16 protein-coding genes and 2 pseudogenes are annotated in these 20887 nt (G+C 46.7%); 8 read left to right on the top strand and 10 right to left on the bottom strand.

The annotated features are described in order from the left end of the window. Positions 1–269: 269 nt before the first annotated feature. On the top strand, positions 270–953 hold the full coding sequence (rnc, locus tag IQ257_RS23360) for a ribonuclease III (RefSeq protein WP_193880696.1): 684 nt from the start codon (positions 270–272) through the stop codon (positions 951–953). A 175-nt stretch (positions 954–1128) separates the two neighbouring features. Here rnc and IQ257_RS23355 read toward each other — a convergent pair. The 3 genes and pseudogenes from IQ257_RS23355 to IQ257_RS23345 all read right to left on the bottom strand — a co-directional run. Next, a pseudogene (locus tag IQ257_RS23355) lies at positions 1129–1638 on the bottom strand (N-acetylneuraminate synthase family protein); the annotation flags it as partial. A gap of 521 nt (positions 1639–2159) precedes the next feature. Beyond that, positions 2160–2292: pseudogene (locus IQ257_RS23350) on the bottom strand (IS701 family transposase); the annotation flags it as partial. Between the two features lie 17 nt (positions 2293–2309). Beyond that, complete coding sequence (locus IQ257_RS23345) at positions 2310–5750, bottom strand: beta strand repeat-containing protein (RefSeq protein WP_193880699.1); 3441 nt, start codon at positions 5748–5750, stop codon at positions 2310–2312. Positions 5751–6015: 265 nt separating this feature from the next. Between IQ257_RS23345 and hisIE the strand changes: the two genes are divergently transcribed. Further along, positions 6016–6666 carry a bifunctional phosphoribosyl-AMP cyclohydrolase/phosphoribosyl-ATP diphosphatase HisIE gene (gene hisIE, locus IQ257_RS23340; protein WP_193880703.1) on the top strand — a complete coding sequence of 217 codons (651 nt, stop codon included), beginning with the start codon at positions 6016–6018 and terminating at the stop codon, positions 6664–6666. A 167-nt stretch (positions 6667–6833) separates the two neighbouring features. Here hisIE and IQ257_RS23335 read toward each other — a convergent pair whose 3' ends face one another. Then, the gene (locus IQ257_RS23335) at positions 6834–8267 is read right to left on the bottom strand and encodes a sodium/glutamate symporter (RefSeq protein WP_193880707.1); all 1434 of its coding nucleotides are present in this window, start codon (positions 8265–8267) and stop codon (positions 6834–6836) included. 351 nt (positions 8268–8618) lie between these two features. Between IQ257_RS23335 and IQ257_RS23330 the strand changes: the two genes are divergently transcribed. Then, entirely contained in the window at positions 8619–10130 is a 1512-nt protein-coding gene (locus IQ257_RS23330; RefSeq protein WP_193880710.1) for a phytoene desaturase family protein, read from the top strand. Positions 10131–10172: 42 nt separating this feature from the next. Here IQ257_RS23330 and IQ257_RS23325 read toward each other — a convergent pair whose 3' ends face one another. After that, positions 10173–10898 (bottom strand): TetR/AcrR family transcriptional regulator, encoded by a 726-nt coding sequence (locus tag IQ257_RS23325; RefSeq protein WP_228060960.1) that lies wholly within the window; start codon positions 10896–10898, stop codon positions 10173–10175. A 56-nt stretch (positions 10899–10954) separates the two neighbouring features. Between IQ257_RS23325 and IQ257_RS23320 the strand changes: the two genes are divergently transcribed. The 5 genes from IQ257_RS23320 to IQ257_RS23295 all read left to right on the top strand — a co-directional run bounded on the left by IQ257_RS23320 (position 10955) and on the right by IQ257_RS23295 (position 15406). Next, positions 10955–12154, top strand: a complete 1200-nt coding sequence (locus IQ257_RS23320) for an ABC exporter membrane fusion protein (RefSeq protein ID WP_193880964.1) — start codon at positions 10955–10957, stop codon at positions 12152–12154. A gap of 15 nt (positions 12155–12169) precedes the next feature. Beyond that, positions 12170–13345 (top strand): ABC transporter permease DevC, encoded by a 1176-nt coding sequence (devC, locus tag IQ257_RS23315; protein ID WP_193880966.1) that lies wholly within the window; start codon positions 12170–12172, stop codon positions 13343–13345. A 21-nt stretch (positions 13346–13366) separates the two neighbouring features. After that, positions 13367–14065, top strand: a complete 699-nt coding sequence (locus IQ257_RS23310; RefSeq protein WP_193880968.1) for a DevA family ABC transporter ATP-binding protein — start codon at positions 13367–13369, stop codon at positions 14063–14065. A 144-nt stretch (positions 14066–14209) separates the two neighbouring features. Continuing rightward, positions 14210–14437: a photosystem II protein, Psb35-related gene (locus IQ257_RS23305; RefSeq protein ID WP_193880970.1), complete on the top strand. Its 228-nt coding sequence runs from the start codon at positions 14210–14212 to the stop codon at positions 14435–14437. Positions 14438–14626: 189 nt separating this feature from the next. Next, entirely contained in the window at positions 14627–15406 is a 780-nt protein-coding gene (locus tag IQ257_RS23295) for a class I SAM-dependent methyltransferase (protein WP_228060959.1), read from the top strand. On the opposite strand, the gene IQ257_RS30320 is transcribed toward IQ257_RS23295, so the two are convergent. The 5 genes from IQ257_RS30320 to pflA all read right to left on the bottom strand — a co-directional run bounded on the left by IQ257_RS30320 (position 15339) and on the right by pflA (position 20872). Then, positions 15339–15602, bottom strand: a complete 264-nt coding sequence (locus IQ257_RS30320) for a hypothetical protein (RefSeq protein WP_228060958.1) — start codon at positions 15600–15602, stop codon at positions 15339–15341. The two genes, IQ257_RS23295 and IQ257_RS30320, sit on opposite strands and share 68 nt — an antisense overlap. A 63-nt stretch (positions 15603–15665) precedes the next feature. Further along, the gene (locus tag IQ257_RS23285; protein ID WP_193880979.1) at positions 15666–16331 is read right to left on the bottom strand and encodes a class I SAM-dependent methyltransferase; all 666 of its coding nucleotides are present in this window, start codon (positions 16329–16331) and stop codon (positions 15666–15668) included. Between the two features lie 183 nt (positions 16332–16514). Continuing rightward, positions 16515–19259 carry a bifunctional acetate--CoA ligase family protein/GNAT family N-acetyltransferase gene (locus IQ257_RS23280; RefSeq protein ID WP_193880982.1) on the bottom strand — a complete coding sequence of 915 codons (2745 nt, stop codon included), beginning with the start codon at positions 19257–19259 and terminating at the stop codon, positions 16515–16517. Positions 19260–19340: 81 nt separating this feature from the next. Then, positions 19341–19931, bottom strand: coding sequence for a hydrogenase maturation protease (locus tag IQ257_RS23275; RefSeq protein ID WP_193880986.1), 591 nt, complete (start codon positions 19929–19931; stop codon positions 19341–19343). Positions 19932–20146: 215 nt separating this feature from the next. Beyond that, positions 20147–20872, bottom strand: a complete 726-nt coding sequence (gene pflA, locus IQ257_RS23270) for a pyruvate formate-lyase-activating protein (RefSeq protein ID WP_193880989.1) — start codon at positions 20870–20872, stop codon at positions 20147–20149. Between the last annotated feature and the right edge of the window lie 15 nt (positions 20873–20887).

The following is a 20887-nucleotide window of genomic DNA, read 5'->3' as shown; positions in this document are numbered from 1 at the left end:
AGAACGAGTTCGCGTCAATCTGACGCGAACTCTTAGTCAACTGAGTACTTTTACTTGATTATTTGGATCGTTTAGCGATCGCCCCTCATACTTCAGTTATACTACATATTGAAGTGCGGAATGTGGGTTGTATATTTTCCAAAACCTGAGAATAAACTAATCATCCTACTCTCCTTCACAAGCAGGAGTAGTGCTTATAAGTAAGCTACTGAGCTTGCTTTTATAAGCTTTCCTTTCAATTAGTTCACTTCCCTAATCAGTAAAAACAAATGTCTGAACTTCCACACATCCAAGATCAAAAACTCCGGCTGAATGCCCTCACTCACCGTTCCTACGTCAACGAAAACCCTGACGCAGGGGAAGATAACGAGAGATTAGAATTCCTCGGTGATGCTGTACTCGGTTTCGTAGTCGGTGAACTTCTCTATAAGCGTTACCCCGATATGAGTGAAGCACAACTGACTCGCCTGCGTTCTAATTTGGTAGACGAAAAGCAACTTTCTAAATTTGCTACGCAGCTAGGCATCGGTGACTTAATGCGGCTGGGTAAAGGTGCAATTAAAGAGGGAGGGCAGCAAAATCCATCCTTACTTAGTGATACCTTTGAAGCCTATATTGCCGCCTATTTTATGGAATCCGGGATTGAAGCCGTTCGCCAGTTTGTCCACCCACTTTTCCGAGATGTAGCTGACAGTATTGTTTTTGGGCAATCCGATACCGCCCCCAAAAATTTAGTAGACTCTAAGGGACGGTTTCAGCAGTGGGCGTTGGCAAAATCTGGCAAAAACCCTGAATATTTTATTATTGATGAGTCGGGTCTGGATCATGCTAAAGAATTTACTGCTGAAGTGCGGGTGAATGGCGAACCTTATGGAAAAGGTAAGGGACGCCGCAAACAAGATGCTGAGAAACGTGCCGCAGAAGCTGCACTAAAAAAATTCGGGATAACGTAGAGATAGAGTTGAGGTTTATCCCTCTTCTGTCACTCTCCGGTTTTTCCTATTAATGGTTTGTTGCTGCTCCGAAACCCACTCGATAATCTTTTAGTCAGCGATCCACCGCTACCCAGAATTAGGGTAGTAATCAGGATATGGAGAGCCAACGGTTTGATTGCCTCTCCAACTCGTATCAGGATGCGATCGCTAATTCAGGCAAAGTTTCTGTTTCCCCAATCTGCCGTCCCACTGCGGCGGCTATAGGTTGTAAGCTGTGAACCAACTGCACCATATCTGCCAACGACAGTGCCTGACGCGCATCTGAAACCGATTTTTCCGGTTCCGGGTGACATTCAATCATCAATCCATCTGCACCCGACGCCACTGCCGCTTTTGCTAAAGGTGCCACTAATTCCCGCTTCCCAACCGCATGAGAAGGGTCTACAATTACAGGCAAATGCGTCAACTGCTTCAGGGCAACAACCGCCCCTAAATCCAAAACATTACGGGTATAACTATCGAAACTGCGAATTCCCCGTTCGCACAGCACCACTTGAGAGTTACCGTGGCTGAGAATATATTCTGCCGCCATCACAAATTCTTCAATTGTCGCCGAGAGTCCCCGCTTTAGCAGTATCGGCTTATCCACCTGACCCAACGCTTTCAGTAAATCGAAGTTCTGCATATTACGACTGCCCACCTGATAACTTGCACCAGTCGCAACAACCCGCCAGTGGTTTAAACCACTAGCTCGTAGATAAAGTTCTCGCTATGAGGACTAAATACTGACTCTACAAGACTTTCAGTCCATTTCAATGGACTTGAGCTATTAGCCTGGAGTTTGAACTCCGGGCGGATTTTCGGGCTTATCGACAAAGGTGCAAGATGTCAGTTACATTTCAGATCTTGTACCAGTCTCACTAACCGCCAGTGCTTTAAACCACTGTCTCGTAGATAAAGTCCTCGCTATGAGGACTAAATACTGACTCTACAAGACTTTCAGTCCATTTCAATGGACTTGAGCTATTAGCCTGGAGTTTGGACTCCGGGCGGATTTTCGGGTTTACTGACAATGGTGCAAGAGGTGAGTTACACGACACTTTTTACAGCGTAACGGATTTTGCGGATAGGCTCTAAGTACGGAAGAACCAGAATTTTCGCAATCGCATCCAGAAAGCTTTCAAGGAAATTTCAGATTAAATTAGCACACTAAGTACGGAAGAACCCTAAAATCTTCTTCAAATTCCATTGAAGATTGGTCATTACGAAAGAACTAGAATTCTCCGGCATCATTTCTGGGTCTGTCGTTATTGCCCAGTAAGTTATGGCTTTTTTTACCATAAATTATTTCTCTAAGGATACTTGCGTATCCCCTTAAGGACAAGCTGTCAGCGTTGTCAGATTGCCTAAAGGAGCGGCTGGAAAGGTAACAGAACCGTTTGGGGTGTTGTTGAGATTAATGTTTGCCAAATCGACAACCAAAAATGTTGCACCAAAATTATTAAGTTCATAATTGATGTTGAAGACGTTAGGCAGACTGGTATTATCTTTCAAATTTAAGCAGAATGTGCTGTTAGGGGCGATAGAATTTGCTCTAAAATCAACAATACCACTGCCACTGTTTGATAAAGTATTCCCCTGGATATCGGCAACTGTCTGGCTATTAACAAGAGTTTGGATAAAAATACTTTGACCACGGCTGTCGTTAATTTCATTTTCACTAATCGTTAATTTTTGATTGGCACTTTCAGCCGCTAATATATTAATGCCTTCTTGACCACTATTGTTGATGATGTTCTGTGTAATAGTTAACTGTTGAGTGGCACCGTTAGCCGTCAAAATGTTAATACCAATTTGATTATTATCTTCGATAATGTTGTTACTGATAATACCATTTTTCAGTCGAGCATTACTAATACCAAAGGAGCCAAGGCGAATGTCAATCCCCTCGTCTCCATTCCCCTGAAGCTTATTATCTGATATCATTAAATTATCGACAATCGCATTATTATCTAGAGCAATAGCAATACCATCACCCCGAACTGGTGAAGTCCCGCCATTGTTCTCCAGCGTATTTCCAGCAATTGTGACATTGCTAGCAACAGCATCTCCACTAAAACTCAGGAGAATGGCATCATTAAAATTATCGCTAATTTGATTATTATCCGAAATAGTCAGGTCAACTTGTCCAGTTGTGTTGGCAAAAGCGATGCCTTGTCCAGTAGACATAGTATCGCCATTGGGTAGCTGAATTGTCCGATCAGAACCCGTATTAGTAATTGTATTACCTGCGATCGCAACTGTCCCATCAACGTTATTCAAAGCTATACCTTGATTGGTTGCCTGACGAATCGTATTTCCCTGAAACGTCACACCGCCCAAGTTTTGCCCAAAAATCCCGCTGTCTTGGGAATCCGTAATTGTTAATCCAGAAATATCAAACACTCCCGTTGGTGAATTGGTAAGTTCAATCCCGAAATTTGGCGCAGTGATTTCACTGCCTTGATTCGCGGCGATCGTCACAGTTCCCATGACATCGCTAAGTGAGATACCATTGGTATTATTAACTGGATCAGTAATAGTAATCGTACTATCGGTAATCTCGACTGTACCCGCTACCCCCTGAAGAGAAATGCCACCTGTGGTTGAATTGGAACTAGTAAGGGTACTATTAGCGATCGCAACATTATTTACCTGGTTTCCCTGAAACGCAGAACCCCCAGTACTACTAATCTCCAATCCCGAAAGCGCCACAGCACCTGTAGAGTTTTCCACCAAAATTCCGGCAACTCCATCTGAAGCTGTGGTAATCTGACTCCCTTCATTCGCCGTAATATTGAGCGTACCACTAATATTTGTTGCTGCAATGCCATTTTGATTGGGATTTGTCACGGTAATGGTGCTATCACTAATTGTAACTACGCCATTAACTTCATTAAAATTTAGTCCGCTTTTATTGGAATTGATGCTAGTGAGGCTGCTATTGCTAATCTCAAGATTATTAATCGTATTCCCCTCGATAACGGCTCCCACTGTGCTGGTAATATCAAATCCCGAAAGCCGAACAGAACCCGTCGTATCTTGCACAGATATACCAGAGGTTCCCGCCAAACCTGTGGTAATTTGACTCCCTTCATTCGCAGCAATATTAATTTCACCACTGACGTTTGCCACCGCAATACCCTGTTCAATGGGATTCGTCACTGTAATGGCGCTATCGCTGATATTAACTGCGCCGCTAACTCCATCAAATGTGATGCCATTGGTGTCAGAATTACTGCTGGTTAAAGTGCTATTTTTTACCTCAAGCGTATTAATAGTATTTGCTTCGATAACAGCTCCTGCCGTGCTATTAATCTCAACCTCTGAAAGCAGAATAGTTCCTGTAGAATTTTCAATGAAAATGCCAGCTATTCCCGTTGCGGCTGTGGTAACTTGACTCTCTCGAATCTCGGCATTACTGATATTTGTTGCCCGAATACCAGAGCTATTATCACTGGTAATAGAAAACCCAGATAGAACCGTATCATTACCCATGTTTACCGTACCCCTGACACTGGGAATCGTACCACTCCCAGACTGCGGTAACGAGACTCGACCAAATGTTACGGTATCAATCTCTTGTACGGGTGCTGTAGACAAAACCGATACACCATCAGGAATGGTGAAACCAGGAATTTCAGGAGCAGTTGTTCCTTGCACATAAACAATATGATCTGTTTGTGCTTCATTCAGCGCGGCTGCAATCGTGCCAAAAGGATTTTCTGCTGTTCCATTCCCCCCAGTACTTTGGAGGTTTACCTGCTGGAAAAAGTAGGGTTTACCTGTTAAAGGATTCGTTGCCCGGATTGTTGTTGGTTCTTGAAAGGTTTCCTCGAATTCTGTTTGCCCATCTACGGTAATGGTAGCTGTACGCATGACCGATTCGTCCATTCGCGCCCAGACAGAATTTGAGTCACTTTCCTCAGAGTAACGCCTCCCTCCAAGGGTAGCTCCCACACTAAATAAAACATTGGTTCCAAACAATTCATCCTCTTGAAACGCTAAACCAAAATTCAGACTATTGGTGGGACGAATATCCAGTCGCACTCGCCAACCTAAACTACCCTCTGTACCCGCTGCGTCATAATAGTAAAGCCCTCCATAAGCCCGCAACTCCCCATCCGTACCCCATTGAGCCAGTCTCGCCCCGGCTTCTACGTCAACCCCAGCCATTGCCGCTTCTAAGTAACGCACTTCCTGACGTTCTCGTTGGGCTTGTTGCACTAAAAAATGATCTTGGAAGAAAAGGTTTGTTAGTTGTAACCCCGTATCAAAAATTCTTTCTTCAACAACTTGGCGAGTATCTCCAATCGGGATATAACCATTCAGACGAAAATCCCAAATTGTACCGACACTTTCCACGCCGATACCCAATTGATGAAAGGTAGTTTTACCCGTATTACGATTATCATACGCCAGATACCCACCAAAAATTCGGTTAGCATCTAGGTTGTAAAAACGATGTCCTAACATAATACTCCCGCCCAAGTGGGAGGCGTTATCGAGCAGCAATTGTCCCTGTAGGAATGTTAAAGTACTACCAGGAGTTTGTAGGAGAGGAACAAAGCCCTCGAAACGGGTAAAGCCGTCGTAGCCAGCACCTGAGGTGTTGTAACCCACTCCTATTCGGGGGGTAATTCTTAAATCCGATGCTGATCCGAGTTGGGTTAAGGTGTTATTGTTTAATTCTTGTGCTTGGGTCGCGGTTGATGTAATACTTAATGCAGAGAATAATGTACAATAGAATAAATAGAGTTGGGCTTGTCTCTTCATTATTGGCGACTCTCAGCTACTACTATTAAATCGACTCCTTTCTTAGCACAAGTTTAATCCCGTTGGGGTGATCAACAAGGGTCTATCTAATACTAAGTTGCGTTCTAAGCCGTAACGTGGAGAAGGGGAGTAGGGAGTAGGAAATTTCTCTCATTACGCCATTAATCGGCAACTTGGTATCACTTCGTATCGGTTGAATATCAGTGACCACGATAGAACCGACAACTGCTAAGTTATTTATTATCGTTCGCTAAGTTACTCTACTATGTCATCGACTGCATCCTCTGTTTCCAGCCAAGCGATTCCTGTTGAGAAAATCTGTTATAACGATCAGGGACTCGTTCCTGCCATTATCCAGGATTATCTGGATGGTACAGTGTTGATGATGGCTTGGATGAATCGGGAATCGTTGCAGAAAACTTTAGAAACCGGAGAAACCTGGTTTTGGAGTCGTTCTCGTCAAGAATTATGGCACAAAGGGGCAACCTCTGGACATTTGCAGAAGGTGCGATCGCTCCGCTATGACTGTGACAGTGATACCCTACTGATTAGCGTAGAGCAGGTGGGGGATATTGCCTGCCATCTGGGGGAACGCAGTTGCTTCCACAAGGTTGAGGGGCAAAAGGCAGCACCGCCAGCGGATACTTTATCTCAGGTGTTTGAAGTTATTTGCGATCGCCGGGATAATCCTGTTGAAGGATCATATACTTGCAAGTTATTTAACGGTGGGGATAATAAGATTCTCAAGAAGATTGGGGAAGAAGCGGCTGAGGTGGTGATGGCGTGTAAGGATGATGATAAGGATGCGATCGCGTCTGAGGTAGCAGATTTGTTTTATCACACGTTGGTAGCGTTGGCGCATCACCAAGTTGATGTCCGGGAGGTTTATCGCAAGTTGCAAGATAGACGGCGATAGATAGAAATAATTCTCTGTGACGATTACTTCTAGGAAGCTCTCAGGGAATCTGAAATCCCCTGAGCGGTATAGTGTTTACATCTCAACGGTAAACACTATAGTGCAGTAAAATTTATAACCTAGTCTTGATACTCAGTTGATTTAAGTTAAGCATAGGGAGTCATGGGTCATTGATTTTGATTCCCATTCCATGTCGGTTTGAGGACGAAAAACCCCATTACTAGCCAAAAGGCTAACAGTCCCCCCGTGATTAAAAGTACAGTCACCGAGCCAAACTTTGCTAATAAAGCAGGGGCTGCTGCGGTAAACAAACCCCCTCCAACAATTGGCTCGAAAAACAGTTGTTTATAGGCAAAACTTTCAAAGGCTCCAGAGCGGTTATCTGGATCAACCATGCGTAGCAGTAAAATGCCTGTTGCTGTTACCCCCATAGACTGGCCCATATCCCCAATTCCCCTTTCAAACCAATAGCTAGGAATCAGACGCGGTGCCAAATAGATGAATGCCAGAACATTCCAGGTGATACCGACAACACTGAGAATCAAGAAAGGTGCAAGATTACTCCCCAGTACTGATAAGGAAATAGAGGCTAAGGCTGCAACAATCACCACATCCAGTGCCACACCGGCAATATTCTTCATCAACGGTTCAATAATCAGAGGACTCAGTCCTCTGCGTTCCATCACCAACTGCAAGAGGATGCCACCAATTAAAGCCATGGGAAATAGCGGCACATAAATCATTAATTGAAAGCCAGTTTTCCCCCAAGTTAGCGCCTCAATTTGAGTAAGGACTTCAAGAATCAGCCATCCCAAAACAATCGCAATTCCGACAAAACCCAAGTTAAGAGATAATGGGTCAATTAAAAGGTCACGCATCAGCCGAGATCTGCGCCGTCTGACGTGAGGACTTTCCTGGGAATGGAGTTCTGGGAGTTCATCGGGTTCTTCAGCCTCTTGATTAACAGTCGGAATGTATCCTTTTTTTCTACCCCAGTTTGCCAGTATTGTACCAATGATAATGGCAGAAACAATTCCAACTGTTGCTAACCCCAGCGCTAAATCTGCTCCCTCTTCAAATCCCAATTTTACGAACGTTTTCGCCATGCCACCTGCTGTTCCATGTCCGCCTTCAAAGGCGATTTCAATCAACGATCCAGCAATTGGATTGAGTCCAAAGAAGGGGGTCAATACGAGCATTGTTACCAAAATTCCCGTGACATACTGACCCCAAGCCAAGGTTTGACCAAAGACAACTTGTGGTGCTGCTTTTTGCCAAATCTCTCGGAGACTAGGAATGGATTCTCCTAAAAATAGGGCGGCAAACACGACGTTAATAAAAACTCCAGGAGCTTGTGACCAAACCAAGCGGATCGGCTCAGAAAATACTCCGTTTGAGAGGAGAGTATCTGAGCCAAAAATACTGGTGACAATTGCTCCTAAAACTTCTGGACCCAGCAAGAGTGCTACAACACCCGCTACAATTGATTCGGGTAAATATAACTTTTGCAGCCAGAAAACTTTTTGTTTAATGAATCGTCCGACAAGAATTAATAGGGCGATGAGAACTAAGGCAAAGAATGCGTCTTTAAGGGTAAACACAGATTTTTTTTGAGTAGCCAGAGCATAGATATAGCGGTTCTCTCTGACATGAGGTACAGTCCTACTCCCTACTCCCTACTTCCTGCTTTCATCAGGGTGTACCTCACCCGGTAGAGAAACGCTATAGATGAATGTACCTCACTGACTCTAAAGTTGCTGTCACCAATGAGCCTTTTACTCCTTCTTGATCAGGAAGGTCGTAAAATACACTATTTTACAAAACTGGTTGGGTCCTACTCCAATAGTTCAAACTTAAGTTCGGGAGTTGTTTCCACGGAACTTTCCGAGTCTTCCGACTTGAAGGATGAGGGAGGTACAATTAGGCTTAATGAAATTGAGAATAGCTGGGTAATGAGCCTAGATATTATTGTCATTGGTAGCGGAATTGGCGGGTTAACGGCTGCTGCCTTACTAGCCCGTTACGGGAAGCGGGTGCTAGTGTGCGAAAGTCACGCCATTCCCGGTGGTGCCGCTCATAGTTTTCAAAGACGGGGATTTGAATTCGATTCTGGTCCCTCATTTTACTGCGGGTTGAGCAACCAACGCCCCAGTCTCAACCCCTTGCGACAAGTGCTAGACGTTTTGGGAGAATCGTTGCAAGCGGTTCCTTATGACCCTCTCGGACATTACCACTTTCCCGAAGGCACGTTCCCCGTTTATAGTGATGCCGAACGCTATCGGCAAGCGGTGGCGCAGGTGACACCCCAAGGCGCAAAGGAACTGGCAGAATTTGAAAAACGCCTGCTATCTCTCTACGAAGGATTGCGAGACATTCCAACCATCGCCCTGAGAACTGATTGGCAGTTGATTCCCGTCTTATTCAGACACTATCTTCCCTCCTTATTCAAATTACTGCCCCAACTGGGACTTATCCAGAGTTCCGTTGGTCAAGTGATGGATGAAACGGTGTCCGATCCTTGGGTGCGGCGGTTAATTGACTTAGAATGCTTTCTTCTATCTGGACTCAAAGCACACGGTACTATTGCCCCAGAGGTGGCATTCATGTTGGGGGAACGTTCCCGTGCGGGTGTGGAATATCCAATTGGGGGTAGTGGTGCAATTGTCGATGCTTTAGTGCGGGGGTTGAAACGCTGGGGGGGTGAGTTACGCCTCAATGCCCATGTTGAGCAAATTTTAGTGGAAGGTAATAAATCGGTTGGCGTGCGGTTGCAACGGGGAGAGGTTCTCAAAGCACCCGTGATTATCTCTAATGCCACGATTTGGGATACCTATAGTAAGCTATTGCGCCCAGAAGACTTGCCCCCATCTTACCGAAAACAGTCTTTAGAAACCCCCGCCGTTGATAGTTTCATGCACCTGCATCTAGGAATTCGGGCAGAGGGGTTAGAGGAATTGACGGGGCATCATGTGGTAGTTCACGATGCCAGTCGGGATATTACCGAACCCGGAAATACTTGCATGATTTCCATTCCATCGGTTTGGGATGCCAGTTTGTCCCCAGCCGATCATCATGTCGTTCATACCTATACGTTAGAACCCTATGAAGGTTGGCAACGGGATGAGGGGTATGAGGAGAAGAAAAAAGTGCGATCGCAATCCTTATTCCGGGCTTTGGAACAGGTAATTCCTGATATTCGAGAGCGAATTGTCTTAGAACTCATCGGCACTCCTCTCACCCATTCCTATTATCTGCGCCGCTATCAAGGCACTTACGGTCCGGCAATTGCGGCGGGCAAGGGTATGTTTCCCAGTTGCCAAACGCCGATTCGGGGGTTGTACCGAGTTGGGGACAGCACCATGCCAGGAATTGGGGTGCCGGCGGTTGCGGCATCGGGTATCCTCTGCGCTAATACCTTAGTCACTCCAAAGCAGACAGGGGCATTGTTGGCAGCGGATTTTTGAATTGTCAAGAGGTAATTCACAATTCACCAGCACTCAGCTTTATTATGATTCACCCACAGTTGTCAACATATGAATCAGACCGTTGACCATGCGATCGCGTTCTAAGGGCACAATGTCACTACCATGCATGATGTTTTGAACAATCAGGTAATGGACTATAGAACCGACAAAAACCCGTGCTGCGACCATAGGATCGCTCAATTTAAGCTGGGGTTGAGAGGCTAAGTAGAGGGAAAGTTGTTCCAACAGGGGTTTTTGAATTTCGCGCACAAAGGTTTGAGCCAATTCAGGAAACCGCTCCGACTCGCCAATGATTAACCGCATTAAGGTCAAAAGCGTTTGATTGCCAGAAAACTCTTCTAGTACAGAAGTTGCCATTTGGCGCAGAACCTCGTCAGGAGGAGTTTGCAAGTCAGGAGTGGTTGGCAAACTGAAAAGTATCTGACGGCTGTTTTGCGTGAGTTGCTCGATCGAGGCGACAAACAATCTCTCTTTATCTTGAAAATAGCTATACAGGGTGGGTTTGGACACACCTGCCGCCGATGCAATCCGATCCATACTGGCAGCCACGTATCCATCTGTCGTAAACACTTGCAAGGCACCTGCCAAGATTGCCTTCGCTTTGTCTGGTTTGTCGTTGCTCGATTGGTCGGATGACTTGGGTTTAGTGGAACGATTCACCATAGATAGGGGTGGGTAAGGGGAGGGATGGAAAGGACACTCAGCCCCATCCATACTCTTTATTTTACTAAACCGTGTGGTTGACATTACTAAACCGTTTAGTAAAATAAAAATAAATCTTTTCTCTGATAGGGAGAGAGTCTATGAACTTAGACGTGTTAAACCATCAGGCGGCATCGACAAAAGCGCCTCGCCGTTGGCTGGTGTTTGCGGGCGCAGCAATTTTGGGTCTGGCTGGAGTTACAGCTTGGCGAGTCTGGCACTTTCAAGCCACTCAGATGAGGGAGGCTAAAACCGATGTCACTGTTGCGCCTGAAATCCCAACGGTGACGGCATTGGGACGACTAGAGCCAGCAGGAGAAATGATTAACCTCACAGCTCCAACCTCAACTCAGGAAAGCCGAATTGATCAACTGTTGGTTAAGGAGGGCGATCGCGTCGAGGCAGGACAGGTAATTGCCATTTTGAATAACCGCGATCGCTTGCAGGCATCCCTGCAAAAAGCCGAGCAACAGGTTCGGGTTGCTCAAGCAAAACTGGCACAGGTGCAAGCCGGAGCCAAAGCTGGCGAACTGCAAGCGCAGCGTGCTGAAATTGCCCGACTTCAGGCAGACCGGGCAGGCAATTTGGCGGCTCAACGGGCTGCCACCGCTCGGTTGGAGGCACAAGTGCAGAATGCTCGCATCGAATATGAGCGATATGAATCGTTGTATCAGCAGGGTGCAGTTTCCACGTCTCAACGTGATGCCAAGCGCCTTACTTACACCACCGCTCAACAACAGCTACAGGAGACTCAAGCGGAGTTAGGGCGGATTCAAACTACGAGCCAAGAGCAAATTCAACAGGCACAAGCTACCCTCGATCAATTAGCAGAAGTGCGTTCTGTGGATGTAGAGGCGGCACAAGCAGAAGTGCAATCGGCAATCGCTTCCGTTGCCGAAGCCAAAGCCAATTTGAAGCAAGCAGAAGTGCGATCGCCCCGCGCTGGTCAAATCATTAAAATTCACACCCATGCTGGCGAAAAAATTGCCGATCACGGCATTGTCACTTTAGGACAGACCCAGCAGATGATAGCGATCGCGGAAGTTTACCAAACCGACATTCCTCAGATTCGGGTGGGTCAACTTGCCACGATTACATCCCCTGTAATTCCTGACTCACTTCAGGGTAAAGTCGAGCGTGTTGGCTTACAAGTAGAACCCCAACAGGTCGTCGATGAAGACCCCGCTGCCAACATTGATGCCAAAGTCATTGAGGTTCACATCCGTCTCGATCCGAACTCTAGTCAGAAAGTGGCAGGACTGACCAACTTACAAGTTACGGTCACAATTCAAACTCACTAATCAAGAATTGCCGCCATGCTTGGCTTGATTAAAACATTACAACAGCGCACCCCCTTAGGATTACTTCAGCTTAAACATGACCGAATGCGGCTATTAACTGCGATCACAGGTATTACCTTTGCCGACATTCTAATTTTCATGCAGCTTGGGTTTGCCGATGCCCTGTATAAATCCAATACCCAATATCCCCGCATCCTACAAGCCGATCTAGTTTTGATCAGTCCCCAAGCTAAGAGCTTCGGACAGTTGCGAACCTTTGCCCGACGGCGACTTTACCAAGCTCAAGATGTGCCAGGAGTCGCTTCTACCGATGCCTTATACATTGGCTCAGTGCAGTGGCGAAATCCCCAAACCCGCAAAAAAACATCCATGCTGGTAGTCGGACAAAATCCTGAGCGAATAGCCTTTAACCTCCCTGAAGTCAACCAGCAGCTAGACACTATTCGTCTACCCGATATCGTTTTGTTTGACCAAGCATCGCGGGGTGACTATCAGGACATGATTGCCCAGGTTGAGCAGGGAGATACTGTCACGACAGAAATTGGTCTGCGAACTGTAACCGTAGCTGGACTGTTTGAAGTCGGCGCATCCTTTGCTGACGATGGCGCACTCATTACCAGTGACCAAAACTTTTTACGGCTCTTTCCCAAGCGCGATGCTGGAGCCGTCAGTTTGGGACTAATCCATCTCGATCCAGAGTATGACCCAGAGCAGGTAAAAGCTGCGCTAGCCGAGCGATTGCCAGATGATGTACAGGTGCTGACAAACGAGGGCTACATCGATTTTGAACTTGCAGAGATTCAGTCCAACTCACCGATTGGGTTTGTCTTTAACTTAGGCACAGGGATGGGTTTTATCGTCGGCGTAGTTATTGTTTACCAGGTGCTGTCAACAGATGTGAATAGTCACCTAGCTGAGTATGCCACCTTTAGAGCAATGGGCTACCGCAACACTTACCTACTGGGTGTAATTTTTGAAGAGGCACTAATCTTATCGCTGCTGGGCTTTTTGCCCGGTTTAGGAATTGCCTTGGGTGCCTATCAACTCACGGCGGCGGCTACAGCCCTACCCCTCGCAATGCCGGTGAGTCGGGCAATCATTGTTCTCTTGCTCACCTTTGTGATGTGCGGCGCATCCGGTGCAGTTGCCACTCGCCGACTACAAGCCGCTGATCCGGCTGATATATTCTAGAGATCTATTTTTTGGCAAGCTATGACTAAGCAACCCGTAATCTCTCTTCATCAAGTTGACCACTACTTTGGTACAGGACAACTCCGAAAACAGGTGTTGTTTGACATCAATTTAGAGATTTTTGCCAGTGAAATCATCATTATGACCGGTCCTTCTGGGTCTGGTAAAACCACTCTGCTGACGCTAATAGGAGGCTTGCGATCAGCTCAGTCGGGGAGTCTGAAAATTTTAGGGCATGAGCTTTGCCAAGCCAGTGAGAATGAGTTGGTACAGGCAAGACGACACAATGGCTATATTTTCCAGGCACACAATTTGCACGGCAGCTTAACCGCTCTTGAAAACGTGCAAATGGGGTTAGAAGTTCATGGCATCTTATCAAAGCAGGAACGCCACCGTCGGGCTGCCGAAATGCTAAAGCAGGTTGGTTTAGAAGAGCGAATCAATTATTATCCGGCAGATCTATCGGGTGGACAAAAGCAGCGGGTGGCGATCGCCCGTGCTCTCGTTAGCCACCCCAAAATCGTCCTCGCCGATGAACCCACCGCTGCCCTCGATAAAAAATCGGGACGGGATGTCGTCGATATTATGCATGACTTAGCGAAGCAACAGGGATGCACAATCTTGCTGGTGACTCACGATAACCGCATTTTGGATATTGCTGATCGAATTATCTACATGGAAGATGGGCGTTTAGCCAAGCAACCCGCGTTAACCGCATAATCCAATAATTCCGATTACGAGCAGCGGTGTGGAACTCCCTACCTCAACCTTCGGACAACACACCTGATCCACATCTTGAGGATTTCAGTTTTTATTTGTTACATTTATTTACATAAGGCAATACAAGTTAACGGAGATACGCAAATGATTCTTTTAATAGCACTGTTTATTGTCGGTTGGATTGCGGCTGCGGTACTGGGAACCCAAGCTTACTTCCGGGGTGAACAGAAAAAGCCCATTCACGATCGCAACTGGCATTCTGATTCGTTTGAGCAGCTAGCGAAGTCAGTTACTGGCACAGAAACCGACTACAGCGATCGCACTCCCGCATACCAAATGGATGCTTATGCTAGCAGCAACCTGCCCTACTAGCGATAACGTTCAGAGCAGCATCACAAAAGATCGGTGGCTAAATATAGTACAAAAGTATTAGCGAGAAAACGACCTCAAAGCGCTGTCAGGGTGACAGCGCTTTTTGGTGGCGATCGCTTTGGTGTATCCCAATGAGAGCAAAAATAATAGTCTTGTGAGGTGGGCATCTTGTCCACTCTCTGAAAACCGATGTATTCACCAATCCGTTTAGGCGTAGTGCCTGCTGCTTCAACCATGACAAGAGCCGACGAAGTTTGGAAAACTGAGCAACTTGCAAAAACCTTCTTAGAAGGAGTTCGGGGAGCTATTCCCCTAGCCACCGAGCAAATTGAATTCATGCTGAGGGTTATTCAAAAAGTTAGACCCCAAGTCAGAAGGTTTTTAGACTTGGGGTGTGGGAATGGCATATTAGGTAGAGCAATTCACACAAAATATCCCGATGCTAAAGGAGTATTATTAGACTTTTCAGAATCCATGATTAAAGCTGCCAAAAATCAACAGGTAGATAAGCTAGAAAATCTGGATTTCATCGTGCAAGACTTTGGCGTGAAATCATGGGTCGATTGTTTTAGAGAGCAAGACGCCTTTGATGTGATTGTTTCCGGTTTTGCCATCCACCACCAGCCGGATGAGAGAAAGAAAGAAATTTATCAAGAAATATACGGGCTTTTGCAACCAGGAGGACTCTTTATAAATCTCGAACACGTTTCCTCAAACTCTAAGTTACTTGAGGAAGCGTTTGAGGAATTGATGATTGATTCTCTCTATGCATTTCATCGCCGCCAAGGTTCACAGCAGTCTAAAGAAGAAATTGCACAGGAGTATTACAAAAGACCCGATAAATCTGCCAATATCCTTGCTCCTATAGAAACCCAATGCGATTGGCTGAGGGAGTTAGGCTTTACTCAGGTAGACTGTTACATGAAGGTATTTGAACTAGCGCTATTTGGTGGAGTGCGCCCAGAGTAAAGGTGAGATTCCTGACTGCTTGCAGCGCCTCAACTCGTGCTGAGTCGAGTTCCCCTTCTACTTCAATGGTGTACGCTGTACCGGAAAATTGGCGAATTAGGTCACGAGTTGGGGAAGAAGCAATAATCTCGCCTTTTTGGATAATTGCCACTCGGTCTGAGAGTTCCTCAGCAATATCGAGTTGGTGAGTAGTCAAAAGAATAGCACAACCTTCAGAAGCGATCGCTCTCACCGATGCAAAATGTGACCCAAGCCTTATTCAAGCTTTCTTAGTTGCAACACCAATAATCTGTGGGCTAACAATTGCAGGAATGTCTGCCCGAAAATGCTGGTAATCCACTCGCTCAAAACCCGCCTCCTCCAATGCTACCCAGGTTTCGCGATCGGGGCGGCAACCATCACCAAGAATTTTCCATAAGGGTTGCACCCAATGTTGTACCCGCCGCAACCCAGTTCCTTGCGGTGCAGCTACGTGTTCAAGGAAAAAGAAACGACCACCAGGCTTGAGAACTCGTAAGACTTCCTGCAATGTTACGGCGAGATTATCGACTGAACACAAAACAAGCGTACTGACAACAGCGTCTATACTGTTATCCTCGACATCCAATCGTTCAGCGGTTCCAGGGCGCAGGTCGATGTCTAAGCCAAGCCGTTCTGCTTCTCGCCTCAGATAGGAATGCATAAATGGGTTCGGTTCAATCCCAATCCAATGGATGTCGGGCGGATAATAGGATAAATTGGGACCCGTTCCCGGACCAATTTCTAAAACATTGCCATGCAAATTAGAAAATAAGGCTTGCTTCTGGTCAGCCATTTGGGCTTCGTACTTGGCAGTACCGTGAGCCATCAGCCAAGCAAACAAACGCTTGTACCAGCCTGGGTAATCTTGGATTTTTGATTCTACAGATTGCGTCTCAGTCGTCATTTTGTACGTTTGAATTCTTCAGTTGCCAGTTCTTTTCACTCCCACTTAGAAAGCCCCATCGTCTGGGTGTCTTCTACAATCGTTGCTGATAGAGGTCTGCATTCTAAAACATGATGGGCAGAGTGGAACTCATCATCGAAAACTCTCGCCCATGTTTATGAAGATGCGTTTGCCCTGTAGCCCCTATGAAAGCTCCAGTTCCGCTTTAACTAAATCTTCAGCAACGCGCTGAAGGTGGAAACCGACTTTTTCCGAGACTCGCTGCATGTGGGTATTCTCCGCCAGAATCTGAGCCGTGATCCGATCAAGTTTTTCATCCCGACCAATTTTTACCAGTCGCCGCAGTAACTCACTCCCCAACCCCCGACGCTGGTAGGTGTCACTGATGAGCATGGCAAATTCAGCCTCATTAACACCATGCATTTTACTCAACCGAGCTACCCCAATAATCTCATGCTCTCCGGTTTCGGGATTCTTGTAATCGGCAACCAGTGCCATTTCGCGATCGTAGTCGATAAAGCAGATGCGGGTTAACCGTTCGTGGGCAATTCGCCGACTCAGTTTCATCAAATTAAAATAGCGCAAATAGACGCTTTCTTCGGAGAGTGTCTTGTGAAACTGAACGATGAGCGGTTCATCTTCTGGACGGATGGGGCGGATGGTGACGGGAGTGTTGTCTTTGAGCGTCCAAGGTGCGATATATTGAGTCGGATAGGGGCGAATTGCAGGTTTGGAAAGTTTTTCTTCGCTCACATCCGCTTCGTGGAGGACAACTCGCGCATCTAGTGCCGTGAGTCGCTCTGACGACGCTAACAGAGGATTAATGTCAATTTCCTTAATCCACGGCTGTTCAACGACGAGTTGGCTGAACCGCACCATAATCTTCTCCAGTGTCCCCGTATCTACAGGTTTGCGTCCTCGCACTCCTTGAAGCGCTTTGTAGATTTTAGTTTGTTCCATCATGCGCCGCGCCAGGGTAGTGTTGAGGGGGGGGAGTGCGATCGCTCGGTCTTTAAATACTTCCACTAACTGTCCGCCGGAACCAAACACCAAAACAGGTCCGAACTGCGGATCGACACTGCTGCCGATAATCAATTCGTAGCCGCCATCAGGGTCAATCATCGGTTGAACCGTTACCCCCAAGAAATGCTCGGCTCCAACTTTCTCAGTAACAGAAGATTGAATGGTACGATATGCCACCGCCACAGCCTCTTCATCCCGGAGATTCAACTGCACGCCACCCACATCGGTTTTATGGGTAATCGTTTCCGAAAAAAGTTTCACCACGACGGGATAACCGATGGAGTTGGCAAACTCAACCGCTTGAGCTTCACTCTTAGCAATACCGGTTGGCACAATTGGAATGTTGTAAGCAGCTAAAATCTGTTTCGATTCAACTTCGGTGAGAATAGTGCGACCTTCATCCCGTGCTGTTTTGAGAATAGTCTGCGCTAAAGTGCGATCAGGTCCTCCTTCTTCATCCGTTGGCAGCATCGGCGTTTCATAGATGCCCCGCAGATTATAAGTGTACCGCCACATTAAATTAAACAAACGAGCCGCCGCATCGGGGTAGGGATAAGTGGGGATACTGGCGTGGTTAAGTAACGTTTCACCCGCCTTTGTTTCCGATCCGCCCATCCAGCTTGCAAAAACGGGTTTACTAGTTGCCTGGGCGTAGGGTTTCAACTGTTCGGCAATCTGGGTCGGATCAGTCATGGCTTGGGGGGTGAGAATCACCAATAGACCGTCACTATTGGGGTCTTTAACGGCAATTTCTAAGGCATTGGTATAGCGCTGGGGGTCGGCATCGCCGAGAATGTCAATGGGGTTGCCGTGACTCCAATGAGGGGGCAGGATTTTATCTAGGGCGTCGATGGTTTCTGGAGAGAGTTCCGCGAGTTCTCCTCCCGTACCAATCAGGGCGTCTGTTGCCAGCACCCCCGGTCCCCCGGCGTTGGTGATAATGGTCATGCGCGGTCCTTTGGGACGGCGGGGCTGTTTAGCGAGAACCTCTGCGGTATCGAACAGTTCGGAGATGGTATTGACACGGACTACCCCGCAGCGACGAAAGGCGGCATCAAGGACATCATCACTGCCAGCCAGTGAACCGGTATGGGACGCCGATGCTTTAGCCGCCGCTTCCGTTCGACCGGTCTTAATCACGATAATGGGTTTGGTCAGTGCCACTTCCCGGGCGGCTGAGAGGAATGACCGAGCATCCCCAATCGATTCCATGTATATAACAATACTCTGAGTATGGGGGTCGTCACCAAAGTAGTAAATCAGGTCGCCCCAATTCACATCCAGCATTGAACCGATGGAAATAAAGGCACTAAAACCGACGTTTTCCCAAAAACTCCAATCCAGAACGGCAGTACACAAGGCACCACTTTGACTGATGAATGCCAGATTGCCCGGACGCGCCATGGTGCTGGCAAAGGTGGCGTTGAGTCCGGTGCGCGGACTCATTAAGCCCAGGCAATTAGGACCGATAATGCGCATTTTACCCCGCGCTTTTTCCAGAATTTGCCGTTCTAACTCGAGTCCCGCCTGACCAATTTCTTTGAAGCCAGCAGAAATGATGATCGCACTTTTGACTCCCGCTTCCACGCACTCGCTGATTACACCGGGAACGGTGGGTGCGGGAGTGGCAATAATAGCGAGATCGACTGGATCGGGTACGGCTGTGATATTGGAGTAGGCTGGAATTCCTAGAACACTATGTCGCTTGGGATTAATGGGATAAATCGTCCCGCCGAAGGGATTACTGATTAGGTTCCACAGAAGAGTTCGCCCCACACTTCCGGCTTTATCTGTCGCACCAATGACGGCAACGCTTTCCGGTGCAAAGAATGAGCTGAGGGGTTGGCGTTCGGAGCGCAGGATATCGTAGGCTGGATCGGTAGTGGGTTTCAGTGGTTTTACCATGGTTCATTCCTCTTACTTCGCTTTGGTGATAGTCTTTGAGAGTAAATTCACCCTTCACCCTAGAGATTTAAAACTTCACTCCTAGAGATGATTGAATCCTTTATACGAACTTTGACGTACTAGCCTGTTATCCTCCTTCCCGTCTGAACGCTCAAAAACCTCCCCAAGCAACCTACGAATTTTATCAAGAGCAACTGCTAATCCCTGCTGGACTTTGGGAGAGAAGCGTTCACCCAACTGAAAGTTAACTGCTGGTATTGCCACGAGCCAGGCTTGGGGAGTACAACCGTAGACGGCTTGAGTCAGGGCTAAAAGCGATCGCGGGTTGCTCATATGTCCCAGTGAAAAATTATTGGAATCCACTGGCTCAAGGGGACAAACTTCCACGAGGGCATCCTCGGAAGCGGGATAGGCATCGACGAAGATAACGGAACTGGCACTTGCCAACAGCTCCGCTAATTCTGGGGTTAATTGGTGAACGGGGAGCGATCGCACGTTCTGCAACTCCCACCCTTCTACCTCAGCCGCAACCCATTGACCAACACCATCATCACTCCGTAACGTATTACCGTAGCCAATCACTAAAATAGAATAGTTTTCTTCTCCACAAATCAATGGGTTAACCCCCCCTGCACTAAGGTCGAATTGTGTCCGATTAAATAATAAATTCATAATTCCCAGTTAGCCGTACTCTAACTGAACTTCTTTTTTATTTTCTCGTAAAAACCTCACTAATTCTTCCACCAATTTTATTTTAATGGAGATGTTTTTAGGTAACAATGGATTCGTTTGACCAATGAGCGCTTGTCAATTTACCTTAAATATTTAGCAGACAGAATATGCATAAATACAGAACCTTTTTATCGCTCATAGTTCGCACCTTGATTTTACTGCACGTTCAAACCATAATTTTTAAAGATATCCATCACCTGTTGCACTTGCGCTGGAGTCGGTGGTTGCGTATTCTTTAGCTGATAATTATACCCAAGCTGTTCCCACTTGTATTCACCCATTTTGTGAAAGGGAAGGACTTCTACTTTTTCTACATTCTCCAAGGTTGAGATAAAATTGGCTAACCCCTCAATAGTTTGCAGGTTATCAGAAAGACCGGGAACTAAGACAAAGCGAATCCAGGTAGGCTTTTTAATCTCATTCAGATACTTGGCAAATTGAAGGGTAGGTTCTAGGGAAACGCTGGTAATCTTAAAATAAACCTGGGGATCGAAGGATTTAATATCTAGTAGGACTAAATCTACATAATCCAGCACGGATTTGGCGGCATTTAAATTCACATAACCTGACGTATCAAGGGCGGTATGAATCCCTAGTTCTTGGCAACGCCGAAAGATTTCTCGGACAAAATTCGGTTGCATGAGGGGTTCACCCCCGGTTACGGTAACGCCACCTCCAGAAAAGCGCATATAGGAGCGATATTTCTGCACTTTTGTAATTAACTCATCAACCGTTACCTCTGTACCATCCCCGATACTTTGGCAATCGGGATTGTGGCAGTACAGACAACGCAGGGGACATCCTTGGGTGAAGATGACAAAACGAATACCCGGACCATCGACTGTACCGCAGCTTTCGAGGGAGTGGATGCGTCCGGTAATGGGGGAGTGGGGAGT

This window comes from Coleofasciculus sp. LEGE 07092 (assembly GCF_015207375.1).
In the GTDB taxonomy this organism is placed as follows: Bacteria; Cyanobacteriota; Cyanobacteriia; order Cyanobacteriales; family Coleofasciculaceae; genus LEGE-07092.
The sequence above is the reverse complement of the archived record's forward strand: the minus strand, read 5'-3'. Positions and strand labels throughout refer to the sequence as shown.